Source organism: Candidatus Manganitrophus noduliformans, assembly GCF_012184425.1.
In the GTDB taxonomy this organism is placed as follows: domain Bacteria; phylum Nitrospirota; class Nitrospiria; order SBBL01; family Manganitrophaceae; genus Manganitrophus; species Manganitrophus noduliformans.
Genome location: NZ_VTOW01000003.1, coordinates 692,147 through 718,754 on the forward strand (window position 1 = coordinate 692,147; position 26,608 = coordinate 718,754).

The 26,608-nt window shown below is 54.1% G+C and carries 25 protein-coding genes; 7 read left to right on the forward strand and 18 right to left on the reverse strand.

Annotated features, from left to right (window positions below):
- Positions 1-75 precede the first annotated feature (75 nt).
- The 4 genes from MNODULE_RS17865 to MNODULE_RS17880 form a co-directional block, all read right to left on the reverse strand.
- A complete protein-coding gene (locus tag MNODULE_RS17865; protein ID WP_168062387.1) occupies positions 76-864 on the reverse strand; it encodes a tetratricopeptide repeat protein in 789 nt (262 codons plus the stop codon).
- On the reverse strand, positions 861-1,460 hold the full coding sequence (locus MNODULE_RS17870; protein ID WP_168062389.1) for an MBL fold metallo-hydrolase: 600 nt from the start codon (positions 1,458-1,460) through the stop codon (positions 861-863). The genes MNODULE_RS17865 and MNODULE_RS17870 overlap by 4 nt, the downstream gene beginning before the upstream one ends.
- A gap of 221 nt (positions 1,461-1,681) precedes the next feature.
- Positions 1,682-2,203, reverse strand: coding sequence for an HPF/RaiA family ribosome-associated protein (locus MNODULE_RS17875; RefSeq protein ID WP_168062391.1), 522 nt, complete (start codon positions 2,201-2,203; stop codon positions 1,682-1,684).
- Between the two features lie 218 nt (positions 2,204-2,421).
- The gene (locus MNODULE_RS17880) at positions 2,422-2,835 is read right to left on the reverse strand and encodes a gamma-butyrobetaine hydroxylase-like domain-containing protein (protein ID WP_272953290.1); all 414 of its coding nucleotides are present in this window, start codon (positions 2,833-2,835) and stop codon (positions 2,422-2,424) included.
- A 58-nt stretch (positions 2,836-2,893) separates the two neighbouring features.
- On the opposite strand from MNODULE_RS17880, the gene MNODULE_RS17885 reads away from it, so the two are divergent.
- From MNODULE_RS17885 to MNODULE_RS17895, 3 genes are all read left to right on the forward strand, one after another.
- Complete coding sequence (locus MNODULE_RS17885) at positions 2,894-3,187, forward strand: 4a-hydroxytetrahydrobiopterin dehydratase (protein WP_168062610.1); 294 nt, start codon at positions 2,894-2,896, stop codon at positions 3,185-3,187.
- A 174-nt stretch (positions 3,188-3,361) separates the two neighbouring features.
- Positions 3,362-5,269 carry an ATP-binding protein gene (locus tag MNODULE_RS17890; RefSeq protein WP_168062396.1) on the forward strand — a complete coding sequence of 636 codons (1,908 nt, stop codon included), beginning with the start codon at positions 3,362-3,364 and terminating at the stop codon, positions 5,267-5,269.
- An 82-nt stretch (positions 5,270-5,351) separates the two neighbouring features.
- Positions 5,352-5,627 (forward strand): hypothetical protein, encoded by a 276-nt coding sequence (locus MNODULE_RS17895; RefSeq protein WP_168062398.1) that lies wholly within the window; start codon positions 5,352-5,354, stop codon positions 5,625-5,627.
- On the opposite strand, the gene mutY is transcribed toward MNODULE_RS17895, so the two are convergent.
- The 7 genes from mutY to MNODULE_RS17930 all read right to left on the reverse strand — a co-directional run bounded on the left by mutY (position 5,616) and on the right by MNODULE_RS17930 (position 11,728).
- Complete coding sequence (mutY, locus tag MNODULE_RS17900; protein WP_238339612.1) at positions 5,616-6,728, reverse strand: A/G-specific adenine glycosylase; 1,113 nt, start codon at positions 6,726-6,728, stop codon at positions 5,616-5,618. The genes MNODULE_RS17895 and mutY overlap by 12 nt on opposite strands.
- Positions 6,729-6,792: 64 nt before the next feature.
- Complete coding sequence (locus MNODULE_RS17905; protein ID WP_168062403.1) at positions 6,793-7,164, reverse strand: response regulator; 372 nt, start codon at positions 7,162-7,164, stop codon at positions 6,793-6,795.
- The gene (gene cysE, locus MNODULE_RS17910; protein WP_168062405.1) at positions 7,161-7,814 is read right to left on the reverse strand and encodes a serine O-acetyltransferase; all 654 of its coding nucleotides are present in this window, start codon (positions 7,812-7,814) and stop codon (positions 7,161-7,163) included. Before cysE ends, MNODULE_RS17905 begins: the two co-directional genes overlap by 4 nt.
- Positions 7,815-7,851: 37 nt before the next feature.
- A complete protein-coding gene (gene ispF / locus MNODULE_RS17915; protein WP_168062407.1) occupies positions 7,852-8,331 on the reverse strand; it encodes a 2-C-methyl-D-erythritol 2,4-cyclodiphosphate synthase in 480 nt (159 codons plus the stop codon).
- On the reverse strand, positions 8,328-9,035 hold the full coding sequence (ispD, locus tag MNODULE_RS17920) for a 2-C-methyl-D-erythritol 4-phosphate cytidylyltransferase (protein WP_168062409.1): 708 nt from the start codon (positions 9,033-9,035) through the stop codon (positions 8,328-8,330). The genes ispF and ispD overlap by 4 nt, the downstream gene beginning before the upstream one ends.
- Positions 9,035-10,072 (reverse strand): PIN/TRAM domain-containing protein, encoded by a 1,038-nt coding sequence (locus MNODULE_RS17925; RefSeq protein WP_202882254.1) that lies wholly within the window; start codon positions 10,070-10,072, stop codon positions 9,035-9,037. The genes ispD and MNODULE_RS17925 overlap by 1 nt, the downstream gene beginning before the upstream one ends.
- 156 nt (positions 10,073-10,228) lie before the next feature.
- Positions 10,229-11,728, reverse strand: coding sequence for a DegQ family serine endoprotease (locus tag MNODULE_RS17930; RefSeq protein WP_168062411.1), 1,500 nt, complete (start codon positions 11,726-11,728; stop codon positions 10,229-10,231).
- A 286-nt stretch (positions 11,729-12,014) separates the two neighbouring features.
- Between MNODULE_RS17930 and bioA the strand changes: the two genes are divergently transcribed.
- Complete coding sequence (bioA, locus tag MNODULE_RS17935) at positions 12,015-13,373, forward strand: adenosylmethionine--8-amino-7-oxononanoate transaminase (protein ID WP_422666762.1); 1,359 nt, start codon at positions 12,015-12,017, stop codon at positions 13,371-13,373.
- On the opposite strand, the gene MNODULE_RS17940 is transcribed toward bioA, so the two are convergent.
- Entirely contained in the window at positions 13,366-13,950 is a 585-nt protein-coding gene (locus MNODULE_RS17940) for a helix-turn-helix domain-containing protein (protein ID WP_168062415.1), read from the reverse strand. The two genes, bioA and MNODULE_RS17940, sit on opposite strands and share 8 nt — an antisense overlap.
- A 10-nt stretch (positions 13,951-13,960) precedes the next feature.
- Entirely contained in the window at positions 13,961-14,923 is a 963-nt protein-coding gene (locus MNODULE_RS17945) for a nucleotide-binding protein (RefSeq protein ID WP_168062417.1), read from the reverse strand.
- Positions 14,924-15,112: 189 nt separating this feature from the next.
- On the opposite strand from MNODULE_RS17945, the gene MNODULE_RS17950 reads away from it, so the two are divergent.
- Both MNODULE_RS17950 and MNODULE_RS17955 read left to right on the forward strand, forming a co-directional pair.
- Positions 15,113-15,772: a DUF3047 domain-containing protein gene (locus MNODULE_RS17950; protein WP_168062419.1), complete on the forward strand. Its 660-nt coding sequence runs from the start codon at positions 15,113-15,115 to the stop codon at positions 15,770-15,772.
- Positions 15,756-16,739 (forward strand): diacylglycerol/lipid kinase family protein, encoded by a 984-nt coding sequence (locus MNODULE_RS17955; RefSeq protein WP_168062421.1) that lies wholly within the window; start codon positions 15,756-15,758, stop codon positions 16,737-16,739. Before MNODULE_RS17950 ends, MNODULE_RS17955 begins: the two co-directional genes overlap by 17 nt.
- A 32-nt stretch (positions 16,740-16,771) precedes the next feature.
- On the opposite strand, the gene pncA is transcribed toward MNODULE_RS17955, so the two are convergent.
- Entirely contained in the window at positions 16,772-17,356 is a 585-nt protein-coding gene (gene pncA / locus MNODULE_RS17960) for a bifunctional nicotinamidase/pyrazinamidase (RefSeq protein WP_168062424.1), read from the reverse strand.
- A 139-nt stretch (positions 17,357-17,495) separates the two neighbouring features.
- Here pncA and MNODULE_RS17965 point away from each other — a divergent pair, with 139 nt between their 5' ends.
- A complete protein-coding gene (locus MNODULE_RS17965; protein WP_168062427.1) occupies positions 17,496-20,423 on the forward strand; it encodes a hybrid sensor histidine kinase/response regulator in 2,928 nt (975 codons plus the stop codon).
- 58 nt (positions 20,424-20,481) lie between these two features.
- Here MNODULE_RS17965 and MNODULE_RS25115 read toward each other — a convergent pair whose 3' ends face one another.
- The 4 genes from MNODULE_RS25115 to MNODULE_RS17985 all read right to left on the reverse strand — a co-directional run bounded on the left by MNODULE_RS25115 (position 20,482) and on the right by MNODULE_RS17985 (position 26,557).
- Positions 20,482-23,250 carry an EAL domain-containing protein gene (locus MNODULE_RS25115; RefSeq protein ID WP_168062430.1) on the reverse strand — a complete coding sequence of 923 codons (2,769 nt, stop codon included), beginning with the start codon at positions 23,248-23,250 and terminating at the stop codon, positions 20,482-20,484.
- 15 nt (positions 23,251-23,265) lie between these two features.
- Positions 23,266-23,739, reverse strand: a complete 474-nt coding sequence (locus tag MNODULE_RS17975) for a type 2 periplasmic-binding domain-containing protein (protein WP_168062432.1) — start codon at positions 23,737-23,739, stop codon at positions 23,266-23,268.
- 13 nt (positions 23,740-23,752) lie between these two features.
- Positions 23,753-25,024 carry a hypothetical protein gene (locus MNODULE_RS17980; protein ID WP_168062434.1) on the reverse strand — a complete coding sequence of 424 codons (1,272 nt, stop codon included), beginning with the start codon at positions 25,022-25,024 and terminating at the stop codon, positions 23,753-23,755.
- Positions 25,025-25,264: 240 nt separating this feature from the next.
- Complete coding sequence (locus MNODULE_RS17985; protein ID WP_168062436.1) at positions 25,265-26,557, reverse strand: M23 family metallopeptidase; 1,293 nt, start codon at positions 26,555-26,557, stop codon at positions 25,265-25,267.
- Positions 26,558-26,608 lie beyond the last annotated feature (51 nt).

Sequence of the window (26,608 nt, forward strand, 5' to 3'; positions counted from 1 at the left end):
TGCGTTGATCTATTTATACCATACGAATTGGAAAGACGAAGAGGAAAAACGAGGATAGGGATTGATTTTCTTTTTTTAGGTCGGTTCCCGGAAAGGGTCCGGATCCCTTACGGCGCGCAGCCGGGAGAGTCTCGCTTTATTCTCGGCGAGCTTGGGAAGACCGTGCTTCTCATCGATGGCGACGACCAGCTCCAAGCAGCGGATCGCCCCCTCCAGATCTCCTTGCTGTTCGGATAAAAAAGCTTGATGATAAAGGGCCGCCGCGCAGCCCATTTCATTTTTCAGCTCGGTGTAAAGGGCAAGGGCCGATTCGCTGAGACGCCGGGCTTCCTCGATCTCTCCCATCGCCCCCTTTGCCTTCGACAGCCGATGGGAGGCGTCGGCCAGAAGCGCGGGGCGTTTTAATTTTTTCGCCAACGCCATCCCTTTTTCCGCATACTCCAAGCCGCTCCGGAACTCCGACTTTCTGACCAAGACCATTGAAAAATTCCCGTAAAGAACGGAGAGGTGATCCCATTGTTCCTCCCGCTCTAAAAGGAGGACCCCCTGCTTATAAAAGTGAATCGCCTGATCGAAATTCCCTTCGTCGGCGTAAAGATTGCCGATATTGACGTAGGTGACTCCCAGGCGGGCATATGCTTCCGAGCGTCTTAATATCTCGACCGCTTTTTTATAGAAGTCGATCGCCTGTTCAATCTGACCGATGGCGCCGTAGACATTCCCGATGTTGCCGTAAAGATCGGCAAGCTGATCGGGGTCCCCCCGGATTCCTTCCAGCGCTTTTTGATAATATTGCAACGCCGTCGCGTAATCTCCGGTTGAAAATGCGCGGTTCCCGAGCTGGAGAAAGGAATTTGTGATCATCCGCGATTCAGAAACGCTTCGACCGCCTTCTTCCCCCCGGAGAGGATCGGTTTCCCGTCGCCGACCAGGACGATCTCGAATTCATAATCGAGGAGACGGCGAAGGCCCTCTTTCGCTTTGTTGACATCGGTATATTTATCAGGGGAGAGGAGCTTTAATGTTCCTTCCGGCATGCCGACGAGCGCATCCCCCAAAATAAAAATGCCGCCGTGTTTGTTGAGATAAAGGGCCGATTCCCCCGGCGATTTTCCATTCGGGATGGAGACGGCCTTCAGTCCCGCCGGCAAAAGGTCTCCATCCTTGTAGGTCTGGTCGATAGTGACCGATCCCATTTCGGGGGCGTCCGCTTCGGGGGCCCAAACTTTGGTGTTCAACAGAAGCCGGCACTCCATCGCTTCCCGGATATGATCGCGATTCGTCAAGATCACCGCCTTGGCGCCGTCGATCGAAAGGTCCTGCTTGTCGTCGATGGTCATCTGTGGCGGGTCGATGACGACGCGCTCTTTCCCCTGCCCGATCAGGTATCCGTTGAAGCTCATCCCCTTCTCTTCGGAATACCACGACCACATTTCAATGCCTGAAAAAAGTGTCTCCATCCAATTGTCTCCTCATGGTACGCGGGGTCCCCCCTATAAAAAACATCTTTTCGCGCGCAATTATATCACGGAAGAAAACGAAATTGAACTGAATCGAACAGATTCCGGAAATCAAATGACGGTGTTCGTGAGGCTTAAAAGTGAGACGGGACCGATCGGATCGATCGGTCCCGCGCCCGAAGGAACCGGGGACATATCGTGGGAAGACAAATGAAGTTTTCCTATTTGATGCTTACGCGTGACGCTTGCGGTCCCTCATCTCCCTCCTCCGCATCGAACTCGACACGGGTCCCCGTCTCCAAGTCGTTAAACGGCATCCCTGACACGGAATTTCGATGGAAATAGATATCTTCTTGTCCCTCGGCTTGGATGAATCCATAATTCCGGTCCTTGAACAACCGGACAATCACCCCCTGAAGATGGCTGCGCGCCGCGCCTTTTTGTCCGACCTGTTCCCGCTTCTCCTTGTAACGATGCAGCTCTTGCTCAACCGCGCTGAAGACTTCATTGATCACATCGCCGATCGTCTCGGCGGTTTTGTTGGCGGTGAGCGTTTTTCCAGGAACGGACAGAACAACCGTCGCCTCATCGGCTCCGTTGAGATGGTGTTGGCTTTTCCGGAGGGTGACCCGGGCATGCGTAATTTTCTGCCGCCCGGTTTTAAGGCGGTTAATATGGTCTTGAATGATATCGTTCCAATAAGGTGACGGTTTTGAATTCTGCCATTCGATTTTGATATCCATAAGCGAGCTCCCATTCTATCGTTTAACTTCATTCTATTCGATTTTAACAGGAAGCTCAATCTTTCTGGATCAATGCGGGCGGATCATTGAAGGTGTGATCTTGCAAACTCCCAGGATTGCTCAGCTTTTCCGTCGGCTCGGTTTGTCTATTGAGTCAATCTCATGCAGGTTCCGATCGGAGGAGACGAGCAAATCGAATGGGATGAAGATTCGTCCTCCTATTTTGCCCCTGCATTGAGGCGTTCTTTGGTGCAGGTTTCGCATGGACAAATTTCCTTCAGGAAATCAAAGGCGTAAATTCCGGTGTCATGGCCGTCGCTCCAATGAATCGAAATCGCATAGTGTCCCACCGCCTCAATCTGCGTCGGAGCGATATTTTCCGGAATGCTTCCGGGAGGAATCAATTTCTCACCGCTCCATTCATGAATGCAGGACGCGCAACGGCAACTCTCCCGAAGGTAAGCGTAGGGGTAGACCGCCTGATGCTGGTCGCTCCAGGTGACTCGAATTCCCTCCCCCTTCGCATTTTCTATTTTGATCGGCACGGCATTTCTGGATATCATGATGGCTCCTTTGCTGAGGAATGATTGTTTCGGCCGTCCCGGCCGGATTGACCTCTTCTCCTTCGACATGATACGCTGTCAACAAGTTGTTTATGATCGCTTCATTTGCGTTTTAGGAGAATCGGTGATGGGACTCCTTTCGATGGAAGAAGTTCGCCGGAAGATCCACGACCTCAAAGGTTGGGAACTCTACGACAACATGCTTCAAAAAAAATATTCCTTCAGAACGTTCAAGTCGGCCATGCAATTTGTAAATCGGGTGGCGGAGCTGGCCGACTCCGTCGATCATCACCCCGACATGATGATCAACTATAACCGGGTCCTCCTCAAGTTGATGACGCACAGTCAAGGAGGAATCACGGATAGAGATTTTAACCTAGCGCAAATGATCGATCAAGTCGAAAAGCCGACGACGATCTAGTTTTCCGGGCGGAATGACTTCGCGGTCTTTTTGGCCGGTCCGTGTTTGTCTGTAAACCGGTTTCTTTCCAGTCATACAAAAATGGGATAACCCTTCCTCCCCGATTCTTCCATAATTTTGGTATACTTCTTTTTAAATCTCTCAACGACAGCTTAGTAAAACGGATCCTGGCGCATGCTTCTTCTCGCAATCGATCTTTACGGAATCGAGCCTTTCCATAAACCGACCCGAATCTCCCTGAAACCGGGCCTGAATCTGGTGTTCGGAGCCAACGGCGCCGGCAAGACAACCGTCCGCCGGGTTCTCTCTTCCCTGCTTTTGGGAAATGACCTCAAGGGAATTCGGTTCGTCGAGAATCAGCCGGCGCAAGCCGCCGTCATTTTACAAGGAAGAGACAAAGGAACCTATCGGATCACCGCCGATTACCAAAAGGGGCTCTTCAATCTCTCCAAGCTCGATGCGTCGGGACAAAAATCGCTCCTCGAAAAAGACCGGAGAAAGATTACCGCCTGGGTCTGCGAACAGGCCGGGGGAATGCAGGAGGAAGATCTCTCCTCCCTTTTCCTGATCGACCGGCTTCAGTTCCCCTCCGCCGCTTCACATGGAAATGGACCGGGGACGCAGAGATCCGGTCTGTCTTCCGGTGCACCGGGTCCTGTCCCAAAAAAAACAGAATTTCCTTCTTTCCAAATTCCAGACAATGAACAACCGGTCCTCACCCCTGAACAACGCGCGGAAAGACAAAACCAGATTAAAGAGATCCAGCGGAAGCTGGATGAGATGGCCAAGGTCGAAGAAACGCTGCTGAATGCCCGAGATCGAATCTCCGTGTCCAAGCGGAGATTAAATCAATCGCGCGAGCTCGATAGTGAAGCCGCTCAAATTCAGGACGCCGAAACCAAAAAGTACGCCGCTTTTGCCGGGATCGAAACCGTTCGACCCGATCTGATCAAACAATATGAAGCAGCCGCGCAGAATAAGCAAACGGAATTAACCCAGCTTGAAGAACAGAAGGAGGAGATTCAAGCCAACCTGGCGAACATGGGTGAAACCGACCTCTTTCAAGATCAAAAACTGCGTATCGGCATCGTAGTCACGGTCTGCTCCTTTTTGCTCCCCCTTTTTGTGACCCTCCAGGGTCCTTTCCGTTATCTCTTCCCGATCGGTGTCCTTGCGGGAATCGGTCTTTCTCTCTTCGCTTATCTCCAATCGACCGGACGCGCCGCCGCGAAGAAGGCCCTCGAGAAGAAAATGACCGGCTTCAATGAAAAAGCCAACTCGCTGCAGAGGAAATTCGACAAAGAGCACAAGGAAATCACCGAGCTTCTCGCAAAAACCGGCTGTAAAGAGATCCAGGAGTTCAAAGATCGCCAACGCGCGTATCAGCAACATCTTCAGAGGAAGCGAGAGGTCACGGAGAAAAGAGAGGCTCTCTTAAAGGGTGAAACGGTCGAGGAGATCGCCCTGACGATTCAAGAGGACGAGAAAGAGGCAAAGATCCTGGAGGAAAAATTTCAGGGCTATAGCGGTTTAACCGAAGAACTCTACCGTCTTGAAGAGTCCCTTCGCCACTCGGAGCCGGCCAAAGAGCCTCCGGCGATCGAGATGCCCGATTTGGGTCCGGTGCCGGCCGCCGTGAACACGCACGCCCCTTTTTCGTTTATTCCGACCGCGCTCTCCATCGGAAAACAAAAAAATCCTCCCTTCGCTTTGCAGCAGGTCGAACAACAAACGAACATCCTGTACGCCCTCTTCAAGCAAACCCAAAACGGAAAACTCCATCTAAAAGAGGACGGCGAGATCGAGGTGAGCGGTGTCGGAATCGATCAGGTCAGTTCCGGAACGGCCGATCAGATCTTTCTCTCTTTTCTCCTGGCCGCCCTTGATCAGTTTTCGAATGTGACCTTCCCCCTTGTTTTGGATGAACCCTTCAGCATTTTGGCCCCCGCGTCGCAAGAAACGGCCCTCGAGCTGCTTCGCGGAGCTTCCAAGCGCCGGCAAATTATTCTCTTCACCGTTTATCCCTTCTCTCCCAAGGCCGCCGATCAAGCGGTGACATTGAGCGCGTCCCAGTCCAACTGACGGCCGGCTTCTTCTTATCTGTTTTACTCGATCTGCAGCTATGGTATATTCTCCTGCTCACTACATCAGGAGGAGAAATCCGATGGCGTTTTATCATCAAAAATATCGAAGGGAAGCGGTGAAGCTAAAGCCGGAGATCAAGGCCGCGGTGGTTTATGACTTTCTGGAAAAGGTCCAGATCTATTCTGAAAAGATGATTGATGAAAAGTGGAAGGGGCTGAAAAAGAAAAAAGGGAGAGATCTGGAGGCGATGCAGAAATTGGCCCACTGGATTCAATACCATCGTTTTAACCAAATTGCCCTCGAAGAAATCAAAGAGGGAACACTCGATTCTTGGTTTAAACGCTCACGAAAATAGCCGTGGCTGTTCATCAGGCTGTTTTAATTTCGACAAGATTTTTTGATGAGCGGAAGAAAAGGGATAGTTCGATAATTCTTCCACAGCGACCCATTTTTGCGCGTCGGTGTTTTTGCCTTTTCGCTCCTCGATCCGTCCGGAAAAAACATGGAGGGTCATTTTAAAATGGGTGAAGGTATGTTTTATTTTTCCCCAGGGAGCCCATTGATCGACCGTCCATGGAATTTCTTTCTGAAGCGTTCCTTTTATCTTTTTCTCGAATCCCCCCGCCCTTCCATCTAAATCGACCCGTCCTCCGGGAAATTCCCACAACCCTCCAAGAAGGCCTTTCGCGGGGCGCCGGCGAATCAACACCTTCTCTTTCCGAAACACAACCCCGGCCACATAGTCCCTCTCGGGTATGATTTTCCCCGCTCCTTTGATCGGCAGTTTTTCCTGGATCCCCTTTTCCCGGGCCTTGCATTGATTGCGCACAGGACACAAGGGGCAGCGAGGCTCCGCCGGCGTGCAGAGGGTCGCCCCCAGGTCCATGACGGCTTGCGTGTAGTCGTCGGCTCCTTTGCGGGGGAGAAGTTTTTCGGAATAGTCCCAGAGTTGTTCCTCGATCTCCTTTTTCTTGGGATCTTCTTCAATACAGAAATAGCGGCAGAGAACACGCTTCACATTGCCGTCCAAGATCGGATATCTTTGGCCCAGGGCGATCGTCGCAATCGCCCCCGCCGTCGATCGGCCGATTCCCGGAAGGGAGAGAATCTCCTCGAACCGGGAGGGAAATTTTCCGCCGAAGCGGATCATGATCTCGTTTGCCGCCCGATGCAGATGTCTCGCCCGCGCGTAATATCCGAGCCCCTCCCACGCTTTTAAAACTTTGTCCGGAGAGGCCGAGGCAAGATCGCGGATCGCGGGAAAACTCGAAAGAAACCGCTCGTAATAGGGAAGGACCGTTGCGACCTGGGTCTGCTGCAGCATGATCTCGGAAACCCAGATCGCATAGGGATCGGTCGTTCGCCGCCAGGGGAGATCGCGGCCATGAGCGCGATACCATTTCAAAAGATTTCGCGTGAAAAAAGCAAATTCGTCTTGATCAATAACGTCGGACATCAATCGTTTTGAAGTAAATAAAGGTGGGTTATTGCCGAGGACAGAAAGATAAAAACCGTTCTCTTTATTTTTGGAGAACCGCTTTGATTTTCTCAACGACTTTATTCGGAGTGGTGGTCGCTTTTACCAGAAAGTCGCTTGCCCCCGCTTGAAGCGCCTTGCTGATCTCTTCGCTGGCACCCTTGGCGGAAAAAACAATCACCGGGATACTTTGAAGATTAGGATTGGCTTTGACCGTCTGGAGCACTTTAAATCCATCCATGATCGGCATCATCAGATCAAGAAGGATCAGGTCGGGTTTATCGGTCGTGAGAGCCTTCAATGCCTCCACCCCGTTATTTGCGACGGAGGTGATGTATCCGGCCGAGAGGAGTTTGTTCTGGTAGGCCTTCTGATAGAACTCGGTGTCGTCCACAATCAGAACTTTCTCCTTCATCCGGAAAATCCTCCCATCGTGTGTGAAACCCGCTGTTGGATCTCATGCTTCAGCTCTTGAATTTCCCTCTCGAGCCGTTCCAACCTTTCCGCAATCGGGTCGGGCAGGTTCGTATGATCGAGCACCCCCTCTTCCTTCTGGCGATGGATGATCTTTCCGGGAATGCCGACAACCGTCGCATGGTCTGGAACCGACTTCAGTACAACCGAGTTCGCGCCGACCCGGACGTGATTCCCGAGGACGATCGCCCCTAAAACTTTCGCCCCGGCGCCGACAATGACATTGTTTCCCAGCGTCGGGTGGCGCTTCCCCGGCTCCTGGCCGGTCCCCCCGAGGGTGACCCCTTGATAGAGGGTGACGTTGTCGCCGATTTCCGCCGTCTCACCGATGACGACCCCCATCCCATGATCGATGAAAAAAGCGCGTCCGATGGTGGCGCCCGGGTGGATTTCGATACCGGTGATGAATCGAGAAAAGTGAGAGACCAGCCGCGGAAACACCGGCACGTTTTTCCGCCAGAGAAAATGGGCGATTCGATGAAGGAGTGTCGCATGAAAGCCGGAATACGTCAATAAGATTTCGGCGATGTTCCGGGCGGCAGGATCCCTCTCGAAAATAGTTTGAATATCTTCTTTAATTTCTTTCAACATTCTTTAAACCCGTTTCCTTTACTTTCAATTGTCATCGTCACCCACGCCGTTCGATGAGGCAAACCGCTTGCGCGGCGATTCCTTCTCCCCGCCCGATGAAACCGATTTTTTCATTGGTCGTCGCCTTGATGCTCACCGCGGCCGGATCGATTGAAAGGGGGCGGCTGATGTTCACCTTCATCGGATCGACAAAAGGAGCAACCTTCGGTTTTTCGGCAATGATGACGGAGTCAATATTGACGACCTGATAACCCTTTTGTAACAGAATCATTGCCACCTCTTCTAAAAGCCGAAGGCTCGAGACCCCCTTCCACTTCGGGTCGCCTTCCGGAAAGTGCCGGCCCAGGTCTCCTTCTCCAACAGCCCCGAGGAGAGCGTCGCAGATCGCATGGAGCAGGACATCGGCATCCGAATAGCCTTTGAGCCCTTTCTCGAAAGGAATTTCGACCCCTCCTAAAACGCAGGGATATCCTTCCACAAGTCGGTGAACATCATACCCGATGCCGATTCGGATCATCGATGGAGCCTACTTCCGCGCGCCCGAAGGAAGATTTCGGCCGTCTCCAGATCGGGAGGGAGGGTGATCTTGATGTTCTCGATCGATCCTTCCACACAGCGAATCGGCGCCCCCAGCCTTTCAACCAGCATCGCCTCGTCGGTCGCTTCGAACCCCTCCCGCGCCGCGCTCCGGTACGCCTCCAGCAGGATTCCCAATCGGAAGACCTGCGGCGTCTGCATCGCCCAGACATTTTCCCTCGGAAGGCTCCTTAGGATCATTTTATCAGAAGAAACCTCTTTCAGCGAGTCGGTGACCCGAATTGCCGCAACCGCGCCTCCCTCCGCTTTGGCCGCCTCGATCACCTTTTCGATTAATTGCGGGGTGACCAGCGGCCGGACACCGTCATGAACCACGACCAGGTCGTTCTGATCACGCCGTTCTTCCAGATAGGAGATTCCCGCCCAAACAGAATCTTGGCGCCGCTCCCCTCCCGGAAGGATTTTCGTCACCTTTGTCAGCGAATGATCCGAAACGAGACGCTCGAAGAAGGAGAGATCTTCTTTAGAAGTAATGCAGACAATCTCATCTATGAGGGAAGCATCTTGAAAAGCGGTGAGGGTGTGGACGGCCACAGGGAGACCCTGGAGCGCCAGAAACTGTTTCTTTATTTTGCCTCCCAGCCGCGTTCCCCGACCGGCGGCAGGAATCACCGCATGGATCATCAGTTGGCTCTCACCGCCTGGTACTCCTCGCGCTCCGGTTCCTCACGGACGCGGGTAAAGATCATCCTCCCGGCCGTGGTTTGTAACACGCTGGTGACGACGACATCAATGTTTTTCCCAATCCATTTCTTCGCTTCATCCACGACAATCATCGTGCCGTCGTCCAGGTAGGCAATCCCCTGTCCCGATTCCTTTCCCTCCTTTAAAACGAAAACCCGCATCGTCTCGCCCGGCAGCACCACCGGCTTTAAGGCGTTGCAGAGCTGGTTGATGTTCAAAACCCGGACCCCTTGAAGCTCCGCGACTTTGTTCAGATTGAGGTCATTGGTCACTACCTTCGCCGACATCCGTTTTCCGAGGGCGACGATTTTCGAATCGACATCTTTGATGGACGGGAAATCGTCATCGACGATCCGAACGTCGATATCGACCATTTTTTGGATGCGATGGAGGATATCGAGTCCACGGCGGCCCCGGGCCCGTTTTAAAGAGTCGGATGAATCGGCAATATGCTGAAGCTCATGCAGAATGAACTGGGGAATGATGTAAGTTCCCTCCAGAAAACCGGTTTCGCAAAGATCGGCAATCCGGCCGTCGATAATGACGCTGGTATCCAAGATCTTGCTGTTCGATGCGGCGGGGGGGTCGACCTGGCGTTTTGCAGGAAACAGCAAACCCGGATCTTTTTCAACTTTGAGCGCGAGCACCAGCCCCATATAGGAAAAAAGGAGAAGAGAAAATCCTTTCCAGAGCAAGAATAAAGAGGGGTTGGGAGAGAAAACCGGATCGAGCATGAGGTTGAGAAGACCGCTTGCAAGAACCCCGATGATCAACCCGAAACATCCCCAGAAAAGTTTTTTAACCGCGGCCTTCTCCAAATAGAGGCCGAAAGCGACCAATCCCCCTCCGAGGGTCAGCCCGATCAGCGCGCCCCAGTATGCATCCCCTTCTTCAATGAGTCGAGAGGCGACCGAATAACCGGTAAGGGTACTGAGCAGAATAAAAAAGGCATGTATCGCGTAATTTCCCACCATCATAGCCGCTCCTCCACCCGTTTGGTGAAACAAGAGTCGATTGCGCCATCCTCATTATTCGAATGAGTTCTCCTCCTAAAAACGGCACACTGAAATTTCTTTCATTCAATCCGGTTGAATGGTCTTCGTGAAAATGTTCGCCGCCGATAATTTAAGCGCTTAAGGCGCAATGGTGACGAACATTGTTCTCCCTTGTCGATTAATGAGAAGCAAGACCGCTTCGTCCTTCCCGATTTTTGAGATCAGTTCGTCATAATCATCGGTGTCGCGGACAGGCTTGCGATTGACCTCCATGATCAGATCGCCCCGTTGCAGCCCGACCTCGTCCGCAACGCTTCCCGGATCGACCCGGGTGATGACCACCCCTTTGTCGTTTCGATTCAAGCCGAGTTGTCTCGCCGCCTCCGGGGTCAGGTTCCTGACCTCGATTCCGGCAAGGGCCGTGCTGGTCGCTTCCGGGTCCGGCTCCACGTCGCCCCTTCCGGCGATGTCTTTCGGCTGCTCTTCGATCGTGACCTCCAACTCTTTCTCTTTTTTATCGCGGACCACGCGCACTTTGGCCTTGGTCCCGACGCCGGTCTTTGCCACCAGATTTCTAAGCTGCGTCGAATTCTCGACCGCCTGGCCGTTGAACTGAACGATCACATCCCCTCGACGGAATCCGGCCTTCTCTGCGGGGCTGTCGGGAAGGACATCGCTGACAAGGGCTCCATTCGGCTCTTTGAGACCGAACTCCTTGGCGAGCTGCTGCGTCACCTCCTGGATCGAAACCCCCAGCCAGCCGCGGACCACCTTCCCCTCTTTCGCCAAGCTCTCCATGATCGATCTCGCCATGTTGCTCGGAACGGCGAAGCCGATCCCCATGTAGCCGCCGCTCTGGGTGAAAATGGCCGTATTGATCCCGACCAATTCTCCATGCGTGTTGACCATCGCTCCCCCCGAATTGCCGGGATTGATGGCGGCGTCGGTTTGGATGAAGTCTTCATAATCGGCGATGCCGACATTGGCGCGGCCGACCGCCGAGACGATTCCCATGGTGACCGTCTGGTTCAGACCGAACGGATTGCCGATCGCCAGAACATACTCTCCCACCTGCAACTTGTCCGAATCTCCCCAGGAAACAGTGGGAAGGTCTTTTGCATCGATCCGGATCACGGCAAGGTCGGTCTTCGGATCGCTCCCGATCAGTTTGCCCTTGAACTCCCGCTTGTCTCCCAGCACCACTTTGATTTCATCCGCCTTCTCCACGACATGATTGTTCGTGAGGATCAGGCCGTCCGGATCGACGATCACCCCCGATCCCAAGCCTTGCGCGCGCCGCTCGCGCGGCGGGCCGCGGCGGGAAGGCTCATCGCCGAAGAATCGCCTGAAGAAGGGATCGTCAAAGGGGAAACCGGGCGCCTCTTCCCCGCGATTGACCACCCGTGTGGTCGCGATATTGACCACCGCCGGCGTCACCGCTTTGGAGATTTCAACAAAGGTCTGTTCGGCTTGGCTGATGGCAGGGGGTTTCGATTTCTGAGGATCGTTGACCGCCGCCCCGAAAGGGAGAAGACGAAACTCGGAGACAAGCGTAATCCCGATGACCATTCCAAGAATAATTAAAAAGACGGAGAATACAAGCCGTTTTGGCCGTATTTCATGATGAACATCTGACATTCATTTCCCCCGGTGTGCGCTGCAGATTAAAGAAAGGGCGATTGAAAGATCCGCTGACGCCCCTTCGACGAAGATGGAAGAAGGTGAATTATTTTTGCATTTGGTGTATGTTGGCGCATTATACTATAGCTGTCTTCGGAAAGTAAAGTTATTGAACTATCAATGGGATAAAGAGACTGAGGGGCGATTGAAGAGATCAGGCAAAGAGCGCGATGTCCGAGGGGGACCTACGTTGGAATATCCAAGGGGAAAACGGACCTCTCGGAAGGGAGAAGAGAGGCATGAGATTTCCGCCGATTGGATCGAAAAGGGACGGCGGTTGATTTGGCACCCCTTCACCCAGATGAAGGAATGGGAAAAAGAGGTCCCGACGATTATTGACCGTGGAAAAGGGGTCACTCTGATCGACGCCGAGGGAAAGCGATACCTCGACGGCGTCTCTTCCCTTTGGGTCAACATCCACGGCCATCGCAAAAAAGAGATCGATGAAGCGCTGATCGATCAAATTAAACGGATTTCCCATTCGACCCTTCTCGGTCTCACCAACTTCCCGGCGATCGAATTGGCTGAAAGGCTTCTAAAAGTCGCCCCGCCCGGCCTGACCAAGGTCTTTTACTCCGACAACGGATCGACCGCCGTCGAGGTGGCGATCAAGCTTGCCTACGGCTTCTGGCAACGACGCGGAGGGCGCTATCGAAAAAAGAGCAAATTCGTCTCGTTCAAAAGCGCCTACCATGGGGATACGATCGGGGCGGTCAGCGTCGGAGGGATCGATCTCTTCCACCGGGCGTACGCGCCCCTTCTGTTTGAAACGATCAAGGTCCCCTCCCCCACCTGCTACCGATGCCCTCTCTCTTTGACCGCTCCCTCCTGCGGCATGGCTTGTATTGAAGCGGTCGAAAAAACGATCAAGCGCCGTCGTCATGAGCTTGCCGGCCTCATCATCGAGCCGCTCGTTCAAGCGGCGGCGGGGATCTTGACCTCCCCTCCCGGTTATCTGAAGCGGATCAGGGAGCTCTGCAACAAATACGACCTGTTGATGATTGCCGACGAGGTGGCGACCGGGTTTGGCCGGACCGGCCGGATGTTCGCGTGCGAGCAGGAGGGGGTCACCCCCGACCTGATGGCGCTCTCCAAGGGGATCACGGGAGGGTACCTCCCCTTGGCGGCCACCCTGGCGACGCAACCGATTTACGAGGCCTACCTGGGAGAATATGCCGAATTCAAGACCTTCTTCCACGGACACAGCTACACGGGAAACCCGCTCGGCTGCGCCGCGGCGATCGCCAATCTGAAAATATTCGAAAAAGAGAAAGTGCTCGATCGGCTCCGGCCGAAAATTGCATTCGTCAAAAAACGGCTCGATCCCTGGAAGCGCTGGGCGCATGTCGGGGAGATTCGCCAGACCGGCCTGATCGTCGGGATCGAATTGGTTGCGGATAAAAAGAAAAAGACCCCTTACCCGATTGAATGGCGGGTCGGCGCGCAGGTCTGCCGCCGCGCAAAGGAAAGGGGGGTGCTTCTCCGGCCGCTCGGAAACGTGATCGTCCTGATGCCCCCCTTGTCGATTTCGATTCGGGAGCTGGAAAGATTGATTCGAATCGTCGGCGAGGAGATCAAGCGGGTGACGTCGGAGATCAAGTAGAGGAGGGTTTTTCTTTTTGCCAGCGTTGGTATGTTTTTAAATAACCTTCGAGGATCTTGTTCGAATCCCACTGGAGCATTTTGGCATATTGGTGAATGTAGCTGCGGAGGTAGACCTCGGCGGGAAGGGTCCGGAAATTATCCTCCTCGATGCTGAGGAGATAGGTGAGATTGATCCGGGTTCGGTCGGCGATTTCCTGAAGAGAGACCCCCTGCCGCTCCCGCATCCCCTTGAGCGTCTTTCCGGTGATCTCCCCGGAAAGGGCTTCCGCCGGGGGAGGGGCGGCGGGCGCCTCTTGGGCGGAGGAGGCGAGCCGCTGCGCAACCTCCTCCACAACCTCCGCCAGCGCTTCATCATATTTTCTTCTTTTTTCTTGATCGATGAGTGTCTGGTAGGCTTCCTCGATTTTCTTGAAAATCAGAGCGCGGTCGCCTTGATCGAACAGCGAGTAAGATGCAATGGAATCGCTCCCATAGGTCTTCTTCGCTAATTCGTACGCCTTCTGAATCTCTCCCCAGGTCGCCCCATACGGTATCTCAAGAATCTCGTAGTAATTCTGATCAGAAAATCTCTTCATTCTCAACTGGTTACTGGTTGACGATTGAGTTTAGCTTTAACTCTTCATTTTTAATCAGATTTGAAACGGTTCGCTCCAAACAACGGGCGGCGCTCGAATAGGGAAATTCAAGCAGCAAGGGACGCTTCTTTTTGGTCGCCTGCCAGACATGGTCATCGTATTCGATGTACCCCGCATAGTCTACCTTAATCCCGAAATATTTTCCGCAAGAACTCCGCATCGAAAAACCGAGGGTCATGTCGTCCTTGGAGCGAACTTGATTGACGACGATCTTCGGGGCAAAGGTATAAACCGCCTCTTTCAGTTTCTGGCCCGCTTTTTCATTCATCGATGCGACCTGGTCGATCAGATCGTGCGGCGTTCGGATCCCCCGCTGATTTTTCTCGTCCATGGCAAGGGTAATCATCTCTTTCACATCGGGATCTCGGGCGATTTTCTTGAATCGGCGGTAGAAAGCGCTCTTGATAAACCGATAGACATTTTCGATGGAAGTCGGCTCGGGGATGACGCTGAGGATCCCCGTATCGGCGCTCAAGAAAAAATCGAGGTTCGTAAAGGAGGTTCCCGCCCCCAAATCAAGGATGATATAGTCGAAGCTCAATTCATGAATTTGCCGGATCAACCGCATCTTCTGGCTGTGCTTCGGATTGGCGATCTCCAGATAATCCTGGGCGCCGGAGATCAGGGCCAGATTCGGGGTTTCCGTCTGCGTCAGGACGCTTTCGATATTTCTGATTTTTCCCTGGATAAAGTCGGAAAGGGTCGCCGCGGGGGTGACGCCGAGGCAGGTGTGAAGATTGGCGCATCCCAGGTCGGCATCGACGAGAAGCACCCGCTTTCCCATCCTGGTCAGGGCGATCCCTAGGTTCGCGGACAAGAAGCTCTTTCCGGTCCCCCCCTTTCCTCCTCCGACCGCCCAGATTTCCTTTTTGGGGGTTTGGAGACCGCTGAATAAACCGATATTTTCCGTCATGGCCGTCACAGATTCCCGTTCGCTTGCGCCCGATTCGGAGTCAGTAAGTGCAGATCCATGATTCTCGGTAGATTGCCCTTTGACAACAGTTGTTATCATTATATCAAACCGGTTCTGTTTTCAACTAAAATTATGGTATTATTTCTAAAATTCGGAGTCGAGTTGGAGATGATTATTCAAAGAAATAGATTGTTTCGTCTGGGTGTCATGATCATCCTGCTGGTATTCCCCCTCACCCTTCTTGCAGCGGATCTGTTTCAAGAGGACTTTTCCGGGGGTCTCGATAAAGAGGGGCTCCCGAAGGGGTGGGAGCTCAAGCAATGGTTCGGCAACACGCGAAAGATCGAGACGGTCGAAGAAGAGGGGGTCACGGCGCTTCGCCTGGTCAGCGACGGCAACAGCTTCGGCGTCTACCGGGAGAAAGAGCTCAATCCAAAGAAGACCCCTATTCTCTCCTGGCGGTGGAAAGTGACCCGGCTGCCGGAAGGGGCCGATGTCCGGGACAAGAAAAAAGACGACCAAGCCGCCCAGATGTATGTGATGTTCCCCCGATTCCCCAAGATGGTCAATACCCGGCTCGTCGGTTATCTCTGGGAGAGCAGCGCTCCCAAGATGGCCGAAATCACCAGTCGGAAATCGTCGAACACCCGCTACATCGTTCTCCAAAGCGGTCCCGAAAATCTGGGCAAATGGGTGACGGAGACGAGAAATGTCTACGAGGATTATAAAACCCTCTTCGGAGAAGAGCCTCCGGAGATCGGGGGGATCACCATCATGATCGATTCGGACGACACCGACTCTTCCGCCGAAAGTTACTTTACCGATATCCGAATTGGAAAAGAAGAATAACCCCGCCGGAGCAGCCATCCCCTCCCTTTCGCTCGCCAAGGTTCTGTTGATCGTCAATCCGGCGGCCGGATCTCGCTTGAAGAGAAAAAAACTCGGCCGGATCATCGAACATCTCCGCCGGGCGGCCTCCTCTCTCGAGATTATCTACACCACCGCCGTCCGGGACGCCACGCGGCTCGTCAAGGAGAAACGGAAGGATGGATGGACCCTTTTCCTCTGCGCGGGAGGAGACGGCACGATCAACGAGATCGTGAACGGGATGATCGATGAAGACGATCCCGCATCGGATCAAACGCCTTCTCCCCCGCTCGGAATTCTACCGACCGGAACCGGAAACGGCCTGGCGCGCGAGATCGGCCTTCCGCTCGATCCCTGGAAGGCGTACCAGGCCCTTCTGAGCGGAACGGCCAAACCGATTTTTCTCGGTAGAGTGACCCGGCAGGAAAATCCTTCGGGAGCCAAGGCGCATCGTTACTTTGTTCTCCTGGCCGGCGCCGGGTTCGACGGGTATGTCAGCGGGTGGGTCGAGCGGCGCAGCGCCCTGCTTCGAAAAATCCCGAAGCTCTGGGTCTATTTCATCCTCGGTTTTATCGGCCTCTTCGTCTATCGCTATCCGATCCTGCATTTTACAGCCGACGGCGCTTCTTATACCGGCTCGACGGGGGTCGTCGCACGGGCAAGGCTGATCGCGGGTCCGTTCATCTTTTCACCCTTGTCGGATCTCCGGGCCCGTTCGCTCATCCTCTGTCTCGTCAAACCGGCGGGTCCGCTCGGATATTTCGGCATGCTTCTTCCCCTTCTGTTCCGGAGGAAGCCGGGGAAAGAAGTTCAATATGTTGAGGGAAAGGTGATTGAAGCGGCGGGAGAAGGAATCATTCATGCAGACGGGGAAACGATCGGACCCCTTCCGGCGAGGTTTACTCTCTCGGAGAAACCGATTTATCTGGTTTATCCCAAACCTGAATAGAGAGAAGAGAACACCTTCGAGGAAGAACGTCATTAACCTGGAGGATCGATCTGATCGATCGTCGCAACGGAAGCCCCCCTCTTTTTCATCTCTTCGACCGCTTTTTCGCTGTCGCCGGGCTGGACCTCCACGCCGCGCGAGGCGTCTTCCAAAAGGACCGTCTCGAACCCCGCATTGAGCGCATCCAGGACGGTGTTCTTCACGCAATAATCGGTGGCGAGGCCTCCGACGAAGAGCCGTTCGATCCGCTGCCGCTTGAGCCGTTCCGTCAGGTCCGTCCCTTGAAAGCCGGAGTAAGCTTCCCTGTCGGGATCGGTTCCCTTCGAGATGATCGTCGCGTTTTTCGGGAGGGTCAGACGGGGGTGAAATTCGGCCCCTTCCGTTCCTTGCACGCAATGCGGCGGCCAGGGGCCGCCCCGCTCCTTAAAAGAGAGATGATTTTCCGGGTGCCAATCGCGCGTCGCATAAATCGGCGCATTCGATCTTACAAAAAGATCGGCATACCGGTTTAGGATGGATACGACCGAATCTCCCGCGGAGACCGGCAGAGCCCCTCCCGGACAAAAGTCGTTCTGAACGTCCACCACGATCAATGCCGTTTTGTCGGTGATCTTCATTCGCTTTCCCCATCACTCAAAATTATATAAAATCAAAGAGAGAAGGGGCAACAGATTTTCAAAGCCTTGATTTTTCGGAAAGTGTCGATATAATGAATTATCTGTTAAAATTATACTCAAACAGGGCTATCAGAAATAAATGTTCGGGAAACATCATCGACTCCTGTTGAGGTACGGCCTCGGCCCGCTGGTCTTGCTTATCGCACTCTTCCTTAAAGAATGGGCGGGTGCCGTCTTCAGTGCGCAAGGGCCTTTCCTCCTTCTTTTTGTCCCGATCCTCATCAGCGCCTGGCGCGGCGGACCGGGACCCGCCCTCGTAACGACTTTCCTCGCCGCCGCCGCGTCCGATTATTTTTTCCTCCCTCCCCTCCACTCCTTTGGACGATTCGACCGGAGCACTCTGATCCAGTTCAGCCTCTTCATTCTCGAAGGGATCGCGATCAGCGCTTTCGCCGCGGTCGTGCATGCGTCCAAGCGGCGCGTCGATCGGACGGCTCCGCCGGAAACAGCGAATCCGGAACTGCAGGACCAGATCGCCGAAAAGAACCGGACGGAAGAGCAGCTCCGAAAAAGCGAGCATCAGCTCGCCATGGCGCAGGAAATCGCCTCCCTCGGAAGTTGGGAGTGGGATATTCGAGAAAACAAAGTGACCTGGTCGGATGAGCTCTACCGAATCTACGGCCTCACCCCCCAGTTTTCAGAAATGACTTATGAAATATTCCTCGATCGTGTGCACCCGGACGACCGCTTCCGCACGCAGGAAATGATCAGACGGGCGCTCTCCGACCAACCGTCGTTCAGCTTTTCCCACCGGATTGTTCGTCCCGACGGCGCCGTCCGGACGCTTCAAGCGCGGGGGGAGGTGGATCGCGGCCCGGACGGCCAACCGATAAAAATGATCGGCACCGGGCAGGACATTACGGAGCGGAGCGAGGCGGAAGAGGAGTTGCGACGCGCGGAAGACTTTCTCAACTCCATCGTCGAAAACCTTCCCAACATGATTTTCGTGAAGGAGGCGCAGGAGCTTCGGTTCGTGCGATTCAACAAAGCCGGCGAAGCGCTGTTGGGCTACCCCAGAGAGGATTTGATCGGAAAAAACGACTATGATTTTTTTCCGAAAGAACAGGCCGATTTTTTCGTCTCTAAAGACCGCCAGGTGCTCAACGAGGGCCGACTGGTCGATATTCCGGAAGAGCCGATCCAGACCCGGCGCCTCGGCATGAGGATCCTGCATACCAAGAAGATCCCCCTCTACGACAAAGAAGGAAAACCGCTCTACCTCTTGGGCATCTCCGAAGATATCACCGAGCGGAAGAAGGCCGAGGAAGAGCGGGAGCAACTGGTCCGAGAGCAGACGGCGCGCATCGAAGCCGAAGCGGCCCAAGAGCGGCTGACCTTTCTTTCCGAGGCCGGGGCGCTTCTGACCTCCTCCCTCGAATACGAGGCGATCCTCACCCGCCTGGCCGAGTTGGCCGTTCCCCGCCTGGCCGACGGGTGCACCGTCAGCATCGTCGAGAAGGATGGATCGATCCATCCCGTCGCGTTGTCTCATGTCGATCCGGAAAAGGCGAAACGGCTCCAGGAGATCCAGGAACGTTATCCGATCGATCCGAATCAGGCCGAGGGGGTGCCGCAGGTGCTGCGGTCGGGCCGTCCTGAGATCTACACGGAAATTTCCGACGCAAATCTGGCCGGATCCGCCCGGGATGAAGCCCATCTTCGACTGCTGCGGGAGATCGGGCCTCGATCGATGATGACCGTTCCGCTCATCCTTCAGGGCCGTCCGATCGGAGCGATGACCTTCCTTTCCGCCGAGTCCGGCCGCATATACAGCCCCAAGGATCTCGCCCTGGCGCAGGACCTTGCCCGGCGGGCCGCTCTCGCCATCGAGAATGCGCGCCTTTACCGGCAGGCCCAGGAGGCAAACCACGCCAAGGACGAATTTCTGGCGGTGGTCTCCCATGAGCTTCGAACCCCCCTCAATGCTATATTGGGATGGTCCCACATTATGCAAGGAGAGGATCTCGACGCGGAGACGAAGCGGCGCGCCCTGGAATCGATCTCAAGGAACGCCACGTCGCAAGCGCAACTGATCGAGGACCTTCTGGACGTCTCCCGGATCATTACCGGAAAACTCCACATGGAGACCCGCCAAATGGAGGTCGCCCCGGTTCTCCGCGCGGCCATCGATTCGGTTCAGCCGGCCGCCGACGCGAAAGGAATTTCCATCACATCGCGCCTCTCCGATCCGTCGATCTCCGTCTTGGGAGATCCCGATCGGCTTCAACAGGTCATTTGGAATCTGATCTCCAACGCAATCAAATTCACCCCCCGGCAAGGGAGCGTTTCCATTGAGGCGGATCAAATCGATTCCGACGTTCAAATCCGCGTTCGCGACACCGGAATAGGGATCGCTCCCGATTTTCTTCCCTATGTGTTCGACCGGTTCCGGCAGGCCGACTCCTCAAGCACCCGCACGCATAGCGGCCTCGGCCTGGGTCTGGCGATTGTCCGCCATCTTGTCGAACTTCATGGAGGAACCGTCTCCGCGGAGAGTCCCGGAAAAGGAAAAGGGGCGACCTTCACCGTTAAATTACCCGGCCGATCGGTCCGGATGAAGGAGGAGACGCGGCGTCTTTCGACCGTGATCCAACACGTCGATTCGGAGAAGCGTCCGATCCTGCTTCATGGTTTGCGGGTGCTGGTGGTGGATGATGAAGCGGATGCGCGGGATGTTGTGATGACGACCCTCAGACAATGTCAGGCGGAGGTCACAGCGGTCGGATCGGTGAAAGAAGCGATGAGAGTCTTTGCGGAAGCGCGCCCCGATATCTTGGTAAGCGATATCGCCATGCCCGAAGAAGACGGATATGACCTGATTCGGAAAATCCGGGCGCTGGCGCCGGAGCAAGGGGGAAACATTCCCGCCTTGGCCCTGACGGCCTATTCGAGAACGGAAGACGGCAAGAAAATTCTTTCGGCAGGCTTCCAGACCCATCTTTCGAAGCCGGTCCAACCGGCGCAGCTTGCGGCCGCCGTCGCCCGGCTCGACGGAAAAGAAAGATGAGCGCTCTCCGCCTCTGTCGAACCGACCGCGATGATTTTTACCTGACATGGGGCCGGAGCTAGAGACGTTTTCCCTCGGCTAGTACTTTCGTCGCTTCTTCGGCGGGAAGGGGTTTGCTGAAGAGATATCCCTGCACCTCGTCACATCCGATGGAACGCAAAAAATCGAGCTGTTCCTGCGTCTCCACCCCTTCTGCAATCGTTTTCAGCTGCAAGGTGTGACCGAGAACCACAATGGCATTGGTGATGGCGGCATCGTCCGGATCTTTCACGACATCGCGGACAAACGATTGATCGATCTTCAGCTTATTCACCGGGAACCGTTTCAGATAGTTGAGGGAGGAGTAACCGGTGCCGAAATCGTCGATTGAAATGGCGATTCCAAGTTGGTGGAATTCATCCAACGCCGTGATCGTCACGTCGGTGCTTTTCATGATCGTCCCTTCCGTCAGCTCGAGCTCCAGGTAATGCGGCTCGAGTCCGGTCTCTCGAAGGGTGGCGACGACCCCCTTTCGAAAATCTTTCTCGTAAAACTGGCGCGCCGAGAGGTTGACCGCCATCCGGATCGGCCTCAACCCCAGTTCCTGCCACGTTTTATTTTGTCGGCACGCTGTTTTCAACACCCATTCGCTGATTGGAACGATGAGGCCGGTCTCCTCGGCGAGCGGAATAAATTGAGCGGGGGAGACCATTCCAAGGTCGGGGTGTCGCCAACGGATCAACGCCTCCATTCCGACGATTTCTCCGGTGGCCAAGGAGACGAAAGGTTGAAAATGAAGCAAAAATTCATTCCGTTCCAACGCATGCCTCAAATTGGTCTCAAGGGCGAGTCGCTCTAGGGCCTTCACATTCATGTTCGGGGAAAAGTGTTGATAGTTATTACGCCCCTGTTCTTTGGCTTTGTACATGGCGGTGTCGGCATTTTTGAGAAGGGTCTCGGCGTCTCGACCGTCGTTGGGAAAGAGGCTGATCCCGATGCTGACGGTGATGAAGAGCTCATGCTCTTTAAGTAAAAAGGGTTTTGAGAGGCTCTCCAAGATCTTTTGACAGACTTTCGCGACATCTTCGGCCTTGGCCACGTCATCCAGAATAATCACGAACTCGTCTCCGCCGAGGCGAGCCACGGTGTCTCCGCTGCGGAGAAGGAGCCCGAGCCGTTTCGAGACCTCTTGGAGAAGCAGATCGCCGACGGCATGGCCCAAGGTGTCGTTAATCACTTTGAATCGATCGAGATCGAGGAAGAGGACCGCCACGAGCCGATTCCGCCATGCCACCCGGGAGATCGCCTGACCGAGCCGGTCGTAAAAAAGGGTTCGGTTCGGCAGATTCGTCAGCGCGTCATGGCTGGCGAGATAGTTCAGACGCTCGACCGACTTTTTCCGCTCCGTAATGTCTTGCGCGACACAGATGATTCCTTCTATTTTTCCCTGATGGTTTTTCATGGCGGAGCCGGAGAAGAAGACCGGGATTGATTGCCCCGACTTCTCAAAATAAGTCGTTTCAATATTGTTGAGGAACCCTTTTTCCGTCGGCGATTTCAGCGCCATCGCCATCGTAAGCAGGTCGTCCGGGAAGATCCGGCTGACCTTCCGGTTGATGAGTTCTTCCTCGGTAAATCCAAGCAGATCGAGCGTGGCTTTATTGACCCTTTCGATCAACCCTTCCGTATTGATCACGATCAAGCTGTTGATCATGTTCCCGATGATGGAATCGACGTAGTTTTTATCGACCAGTTGGTCTCGTTGCTTTTTCAGGTCCTCGATCATCTGGTTGAAGGTCAGGGTAAACGATCCAATCTCGTCTTTCGAAAGCGGTTTTGCTTTGCCTTCGAAGTCTCCCTGTGCGACGCGGCTTGCGATTTGAGAGATCTCCAGAATTGGATCGGTCAATGTTCGCGTGACGAAGACCGAAACGATCAGGACGAGGATGGCGACGCCGAACACAACGGTCACGATCGCCCACTTCAGTCGTTGTATCGGTTCGAAAGCGGCCTTAAGATCCCTGACGACCAGGACGCTCCAACCGAGCCCCTGAAAATCGCGATAACCTTTTGAATAGTCATAGCCGATGAGAGACGCTCTCCCCTCTTCGTCATTCTCGATCAAATATCCCCTTCCCTTTCGGATGGCCGACGCGGCCGATTGCAACTTGAACTCGACCAGGTTTCGTTTAAAGAGAATCTCCTGCTCGGCCTCGGGAGCGGAAATGACCAAGCCGTCTCCGCGAATGAGCAGCAGACGCGGCGATCCCGTTTCCCCTTGGACCACCTGGGTCATCTTGGCGAGCTCATCCGCCTTCCATCTTCCGGTGAGGACGCCGATCACCTTCTCTTTTTCCGATTTCGATCGGATCGGGAAGGCGAAGGTCACCCCCCATCCCTTCTCGGTGTCCTCCTCACGGACATCTTGAATGGCCCCCTCCCCTCGGATCGCTTTCATGAAGAGATTTTCTTGGTTGAATTCCGACCCGATCCGATCCGGACGGCTGGAGGCGATGATGGTTCCATCCGTATTGAGAACATGGATCGAGGAGAAAGAGCCGTACTCTTCAGACAATCGGATCAGGAAGGAGGAGATCCTTCCATCCAGGTCGCCCGTGATCACCTCTTCCATGAGCTCCAGTTCGGCCCACGTTTTTACATTGCGATGGACATCGTAGAGGCTGCGGTCCACCTTGTCGATCGTTTGATTCGCAATCTGCTGGAAGCTTCCCCCGAGGCTTTGCATGATGGCGGTTTGACCGGTTTTGTAAGCGAAGGCGCCGATGAGGACCAATGGGATCAGGGAGAAGGTGAGAAAAATAAGGGTCGTCTTTGTCCGAATCTTCATAACGCCTTTCAGCGGCTACCGATCGGCGAGAGAGTAGCCCGGTTCCCCCGGCCGTTTTCCGTCGATAGAAAGCGTCTTGACGCTGTCATCCGTTTCCGCGGCATCAATGTACCCGATCGACATCGGAGAACGGCTGATGAAACGCTTCACCGCACCGTTGGATCTGAGCGTTTTGGGAAACGAGGAGATCTCTCCCCTGAACATCTTGGCCAGCCAAAATTTCTTCAGCGCTTCAGGGTCCATTTTGTAGATTTTCCGGAGGACGATTTCTTTTTCAACGCTCCCGGTTTCCTGCATCAGGAAATAAATTTTCTTCCGCTGATCCCAATATTGTTTTTCCTGCTTGAAAATCCGGATCAACTCTTCCGACGACAGATCATCGATCGGATTCTCTTTGTTCACGATGACGGCCAGCTCTAAACCATACGCGCCGGCACACAGGGTGAAGGTCAATAGGATTACCAGGATGGTGAGCGATAAGCTTTTCAACACCGACCGTTGGCTAAAAAGTGGCGGAAGAGTTCAGGTTGATGAATTGAGACCGTTCATCACCGGGATTGCGAGCAAACCCGTATTCCATTTTCAGAGCGTTCCAGGAAAACAGATCCCACCGGAGTCCGAAGGTATGTTTCGTGATATCGATCTGCTTGGAAGTCAGATAAGGATCCCCTTCCCCGAAATTCACCCGATCGAACCGATAATACGGGGTCCACTCGTCCGTCTTATACCCCCCCTGCAGATAAAATCCGATCGTGTCGAAATCTTTTCCCGATGTTTGATCGTGATGATCGATCTTAAAAATCTCTCCGAGGAGCTCGGCCTGATGACGGAAATAGACCGCATAGGCTCCCATAATCCGCTCGTCGATCGGCTCTACTCTCGTCGGGTTGGTCGGATCGGCGGGTATTTTGTCGAGATAAAGGCTTCCCCCCACCTGAAGCCCTTCGATCAGCCGCGGCGTGAGGCCGAGCAAGAAGTTGAAGGCCTTTGAATCATTGTCGTCTCTGAGGTTTTGAATCGCATCGGCCGCATTCGTCGTTTTGCCCCGACCGTTGGTCACCCCGAGATGGTATTCCAAATGAAGAGGGCGCAACGCCTTTGTCCCGAAGAATTCAACCCCGACGGAATGCACCGGCAAGAGGCCGTGATCATATTCATCGAAGCGGTAGATTTCGGGTCTCAGAACGGTGGTTTGAAGCCATGTTCCATGATGGTAGGTATGATTCCAGTATCCCAAAGCCGTGTGCATTCGGCCGATCTGCAGATTGACAAGATCGGAGAATGAATATTTCAGAATGACCCGCTGCATCTCGAAAACGAGTCGGTTTTGGACCGCCACCGGATAAAAGACCATCTCCGTCAAAAAGCTGACCTTTTCCGAAATTTCAGCGGTGAGGAACAAATCGAGCTCCCCTGTTGTAAACGACTTGCTGTGTTCGTCTTCGCCGATGTTGGCATTGAAACCAAAATCCCAAAATCCCGTTATTTTCAGCGCCGAAATTCCGCCGTCCTGACCTTCCGATTCTCCGTCGTAAAGATGGAGCGTCTCATCCCCCTCGGGTAAATTGTTTCGCCCCAACGCATCTGTTATTGGGGATAAAGAATCGATCGTTTCTCTTTGTTTTCCGATTTCCTTTTCCAGTCGTTTGTTTTTTTCTTCGATCTTCTCGACCCTTTCGCTCAACTCAGAGAAGGACTCCGGCGCTGCAAAGGCGAGCGGTGTGAAGAAAGTAGATAGGACGAGCCATGACGACATGATGATGGATCGACGCATCTTGATCTCCGTTCGTTTTTGGGATAAACCGAGTTGGAGTGCGAAAGGTTTCCTTCCGCAGTCGCCTTTACAAATCTAACAGAGGGATTCGGATTGTCAAATCGGAAAGGAGAATAAACGTGAAAATAGGTGGGGTTAGAGAAAGCAGCGCAGAGCGGTCCGCGCTGCCGGTGTTCAATGCGGTAAACGGTTTACGAAAAATAAGATGCGTCGATCTGTCGTCGAACAAGATGAAGCGGTTTAGATCCGGCCGTTTCCAGGCGATCCAGAATCGAGGTGGCGGTTCATCTCCTCGACCGTTTCTTTGAAGGGAGCTTCCCACGCTTTCGGAAGCGGCTCCCCCCGAACGACGTCGGCGTTTTTCGGGTTGATCGGTTTGCCGTGCCGCATGAGGGTGTAGTGAAGGTGCGGTCCGGTGCTCAGTCCGGTCGAGCCGACCCGTCCGATCATCTCTCCCTGCTCGACTTTTTTTCCCTTCCGCATCCCCTTTCCGTAACTTGAGAGATGTCCGTAAAGGGTGCTGTATCCGTTTCGATGCTGGATAATGACCGTTTTCCCGTGTCCTCCGTTCCAGCCGACGAACTTCACTGTCCCATTGCTGGCGGCCATGACCGGCGTGCCGCGGGGAGCGGCATAATCGACCCCCAAATGAGGCCGATTCACCTTGAGAACCGGATGAAAGCGCTTGGTCGTAAATCCGGAGCTGATGTAGCGGTAACGCAGAGGCGATTTCAAGAAGGCCTTCTTCAGCGACCTTCCGTTTCCATCGTAGTAGTCCCCTTTTCCGTCGTCATTCGAGAAATGGTAAGCGCGATAGGCGCTCCCTTGGTTGATCAGCTCGGCCGCCAGCACCCGGCCGGTCCGGAGGATCTTTTCCTCGTTTTTAAACACCTCATAAACGACGCGGAAGTGATCGCCCGATTGAATCTCGGTGCTGAAGTCGACGTCCCAGGCGAAAATATCGGAGAGATCGAGAATGACTTCCGCCGGCACCCCGGAGCGCCGCGCCGATTCATAGAGGGTGTCCGAGATGACTCCGTTGTGACTGACGAGGTCCCGTTCGAGAGGGGTTTTCTCTTCCACGACGTGGAACCCGTTTTCGGAACGCTCCACCTTCAGGGAGCGGAACGGATCGATCTGATACAACATCTTACCGACCGCCTGGGGGGCCTCTTCCAAGAAGACGATGATCTTTTGCCCGGGGATGATCTTCCTTAGATCGTACACTTTTTTGGCCGCTTTCATGATATCGAAAATCTCCGCATCGGAAATCCCCAAGACGGAGAGAACCGCAAAAAGCGAATCGCCCGATTTGAACGTATGCTCCTTTACGATTTCTTTTACGATTTCTTCGGGGCTCTCCGGGGCCAGGGCGGAGAGGATATCGGGGGCGATCTCGGAGGACGATCCCTCGGCCGATTCTTCATTCACCGAGCCGGTTTCCCCCTCGGGGGAATCCTCCTCTGGCAGCCAATGCGACACGAGGTAGAGCGATAAGAAAAAAAGGGTTAATCCGAATCCGACTTTTCGCATAGAACCTCAAACCGATACAGAGAAGTTGATATTATTATATCCGATGCGAGG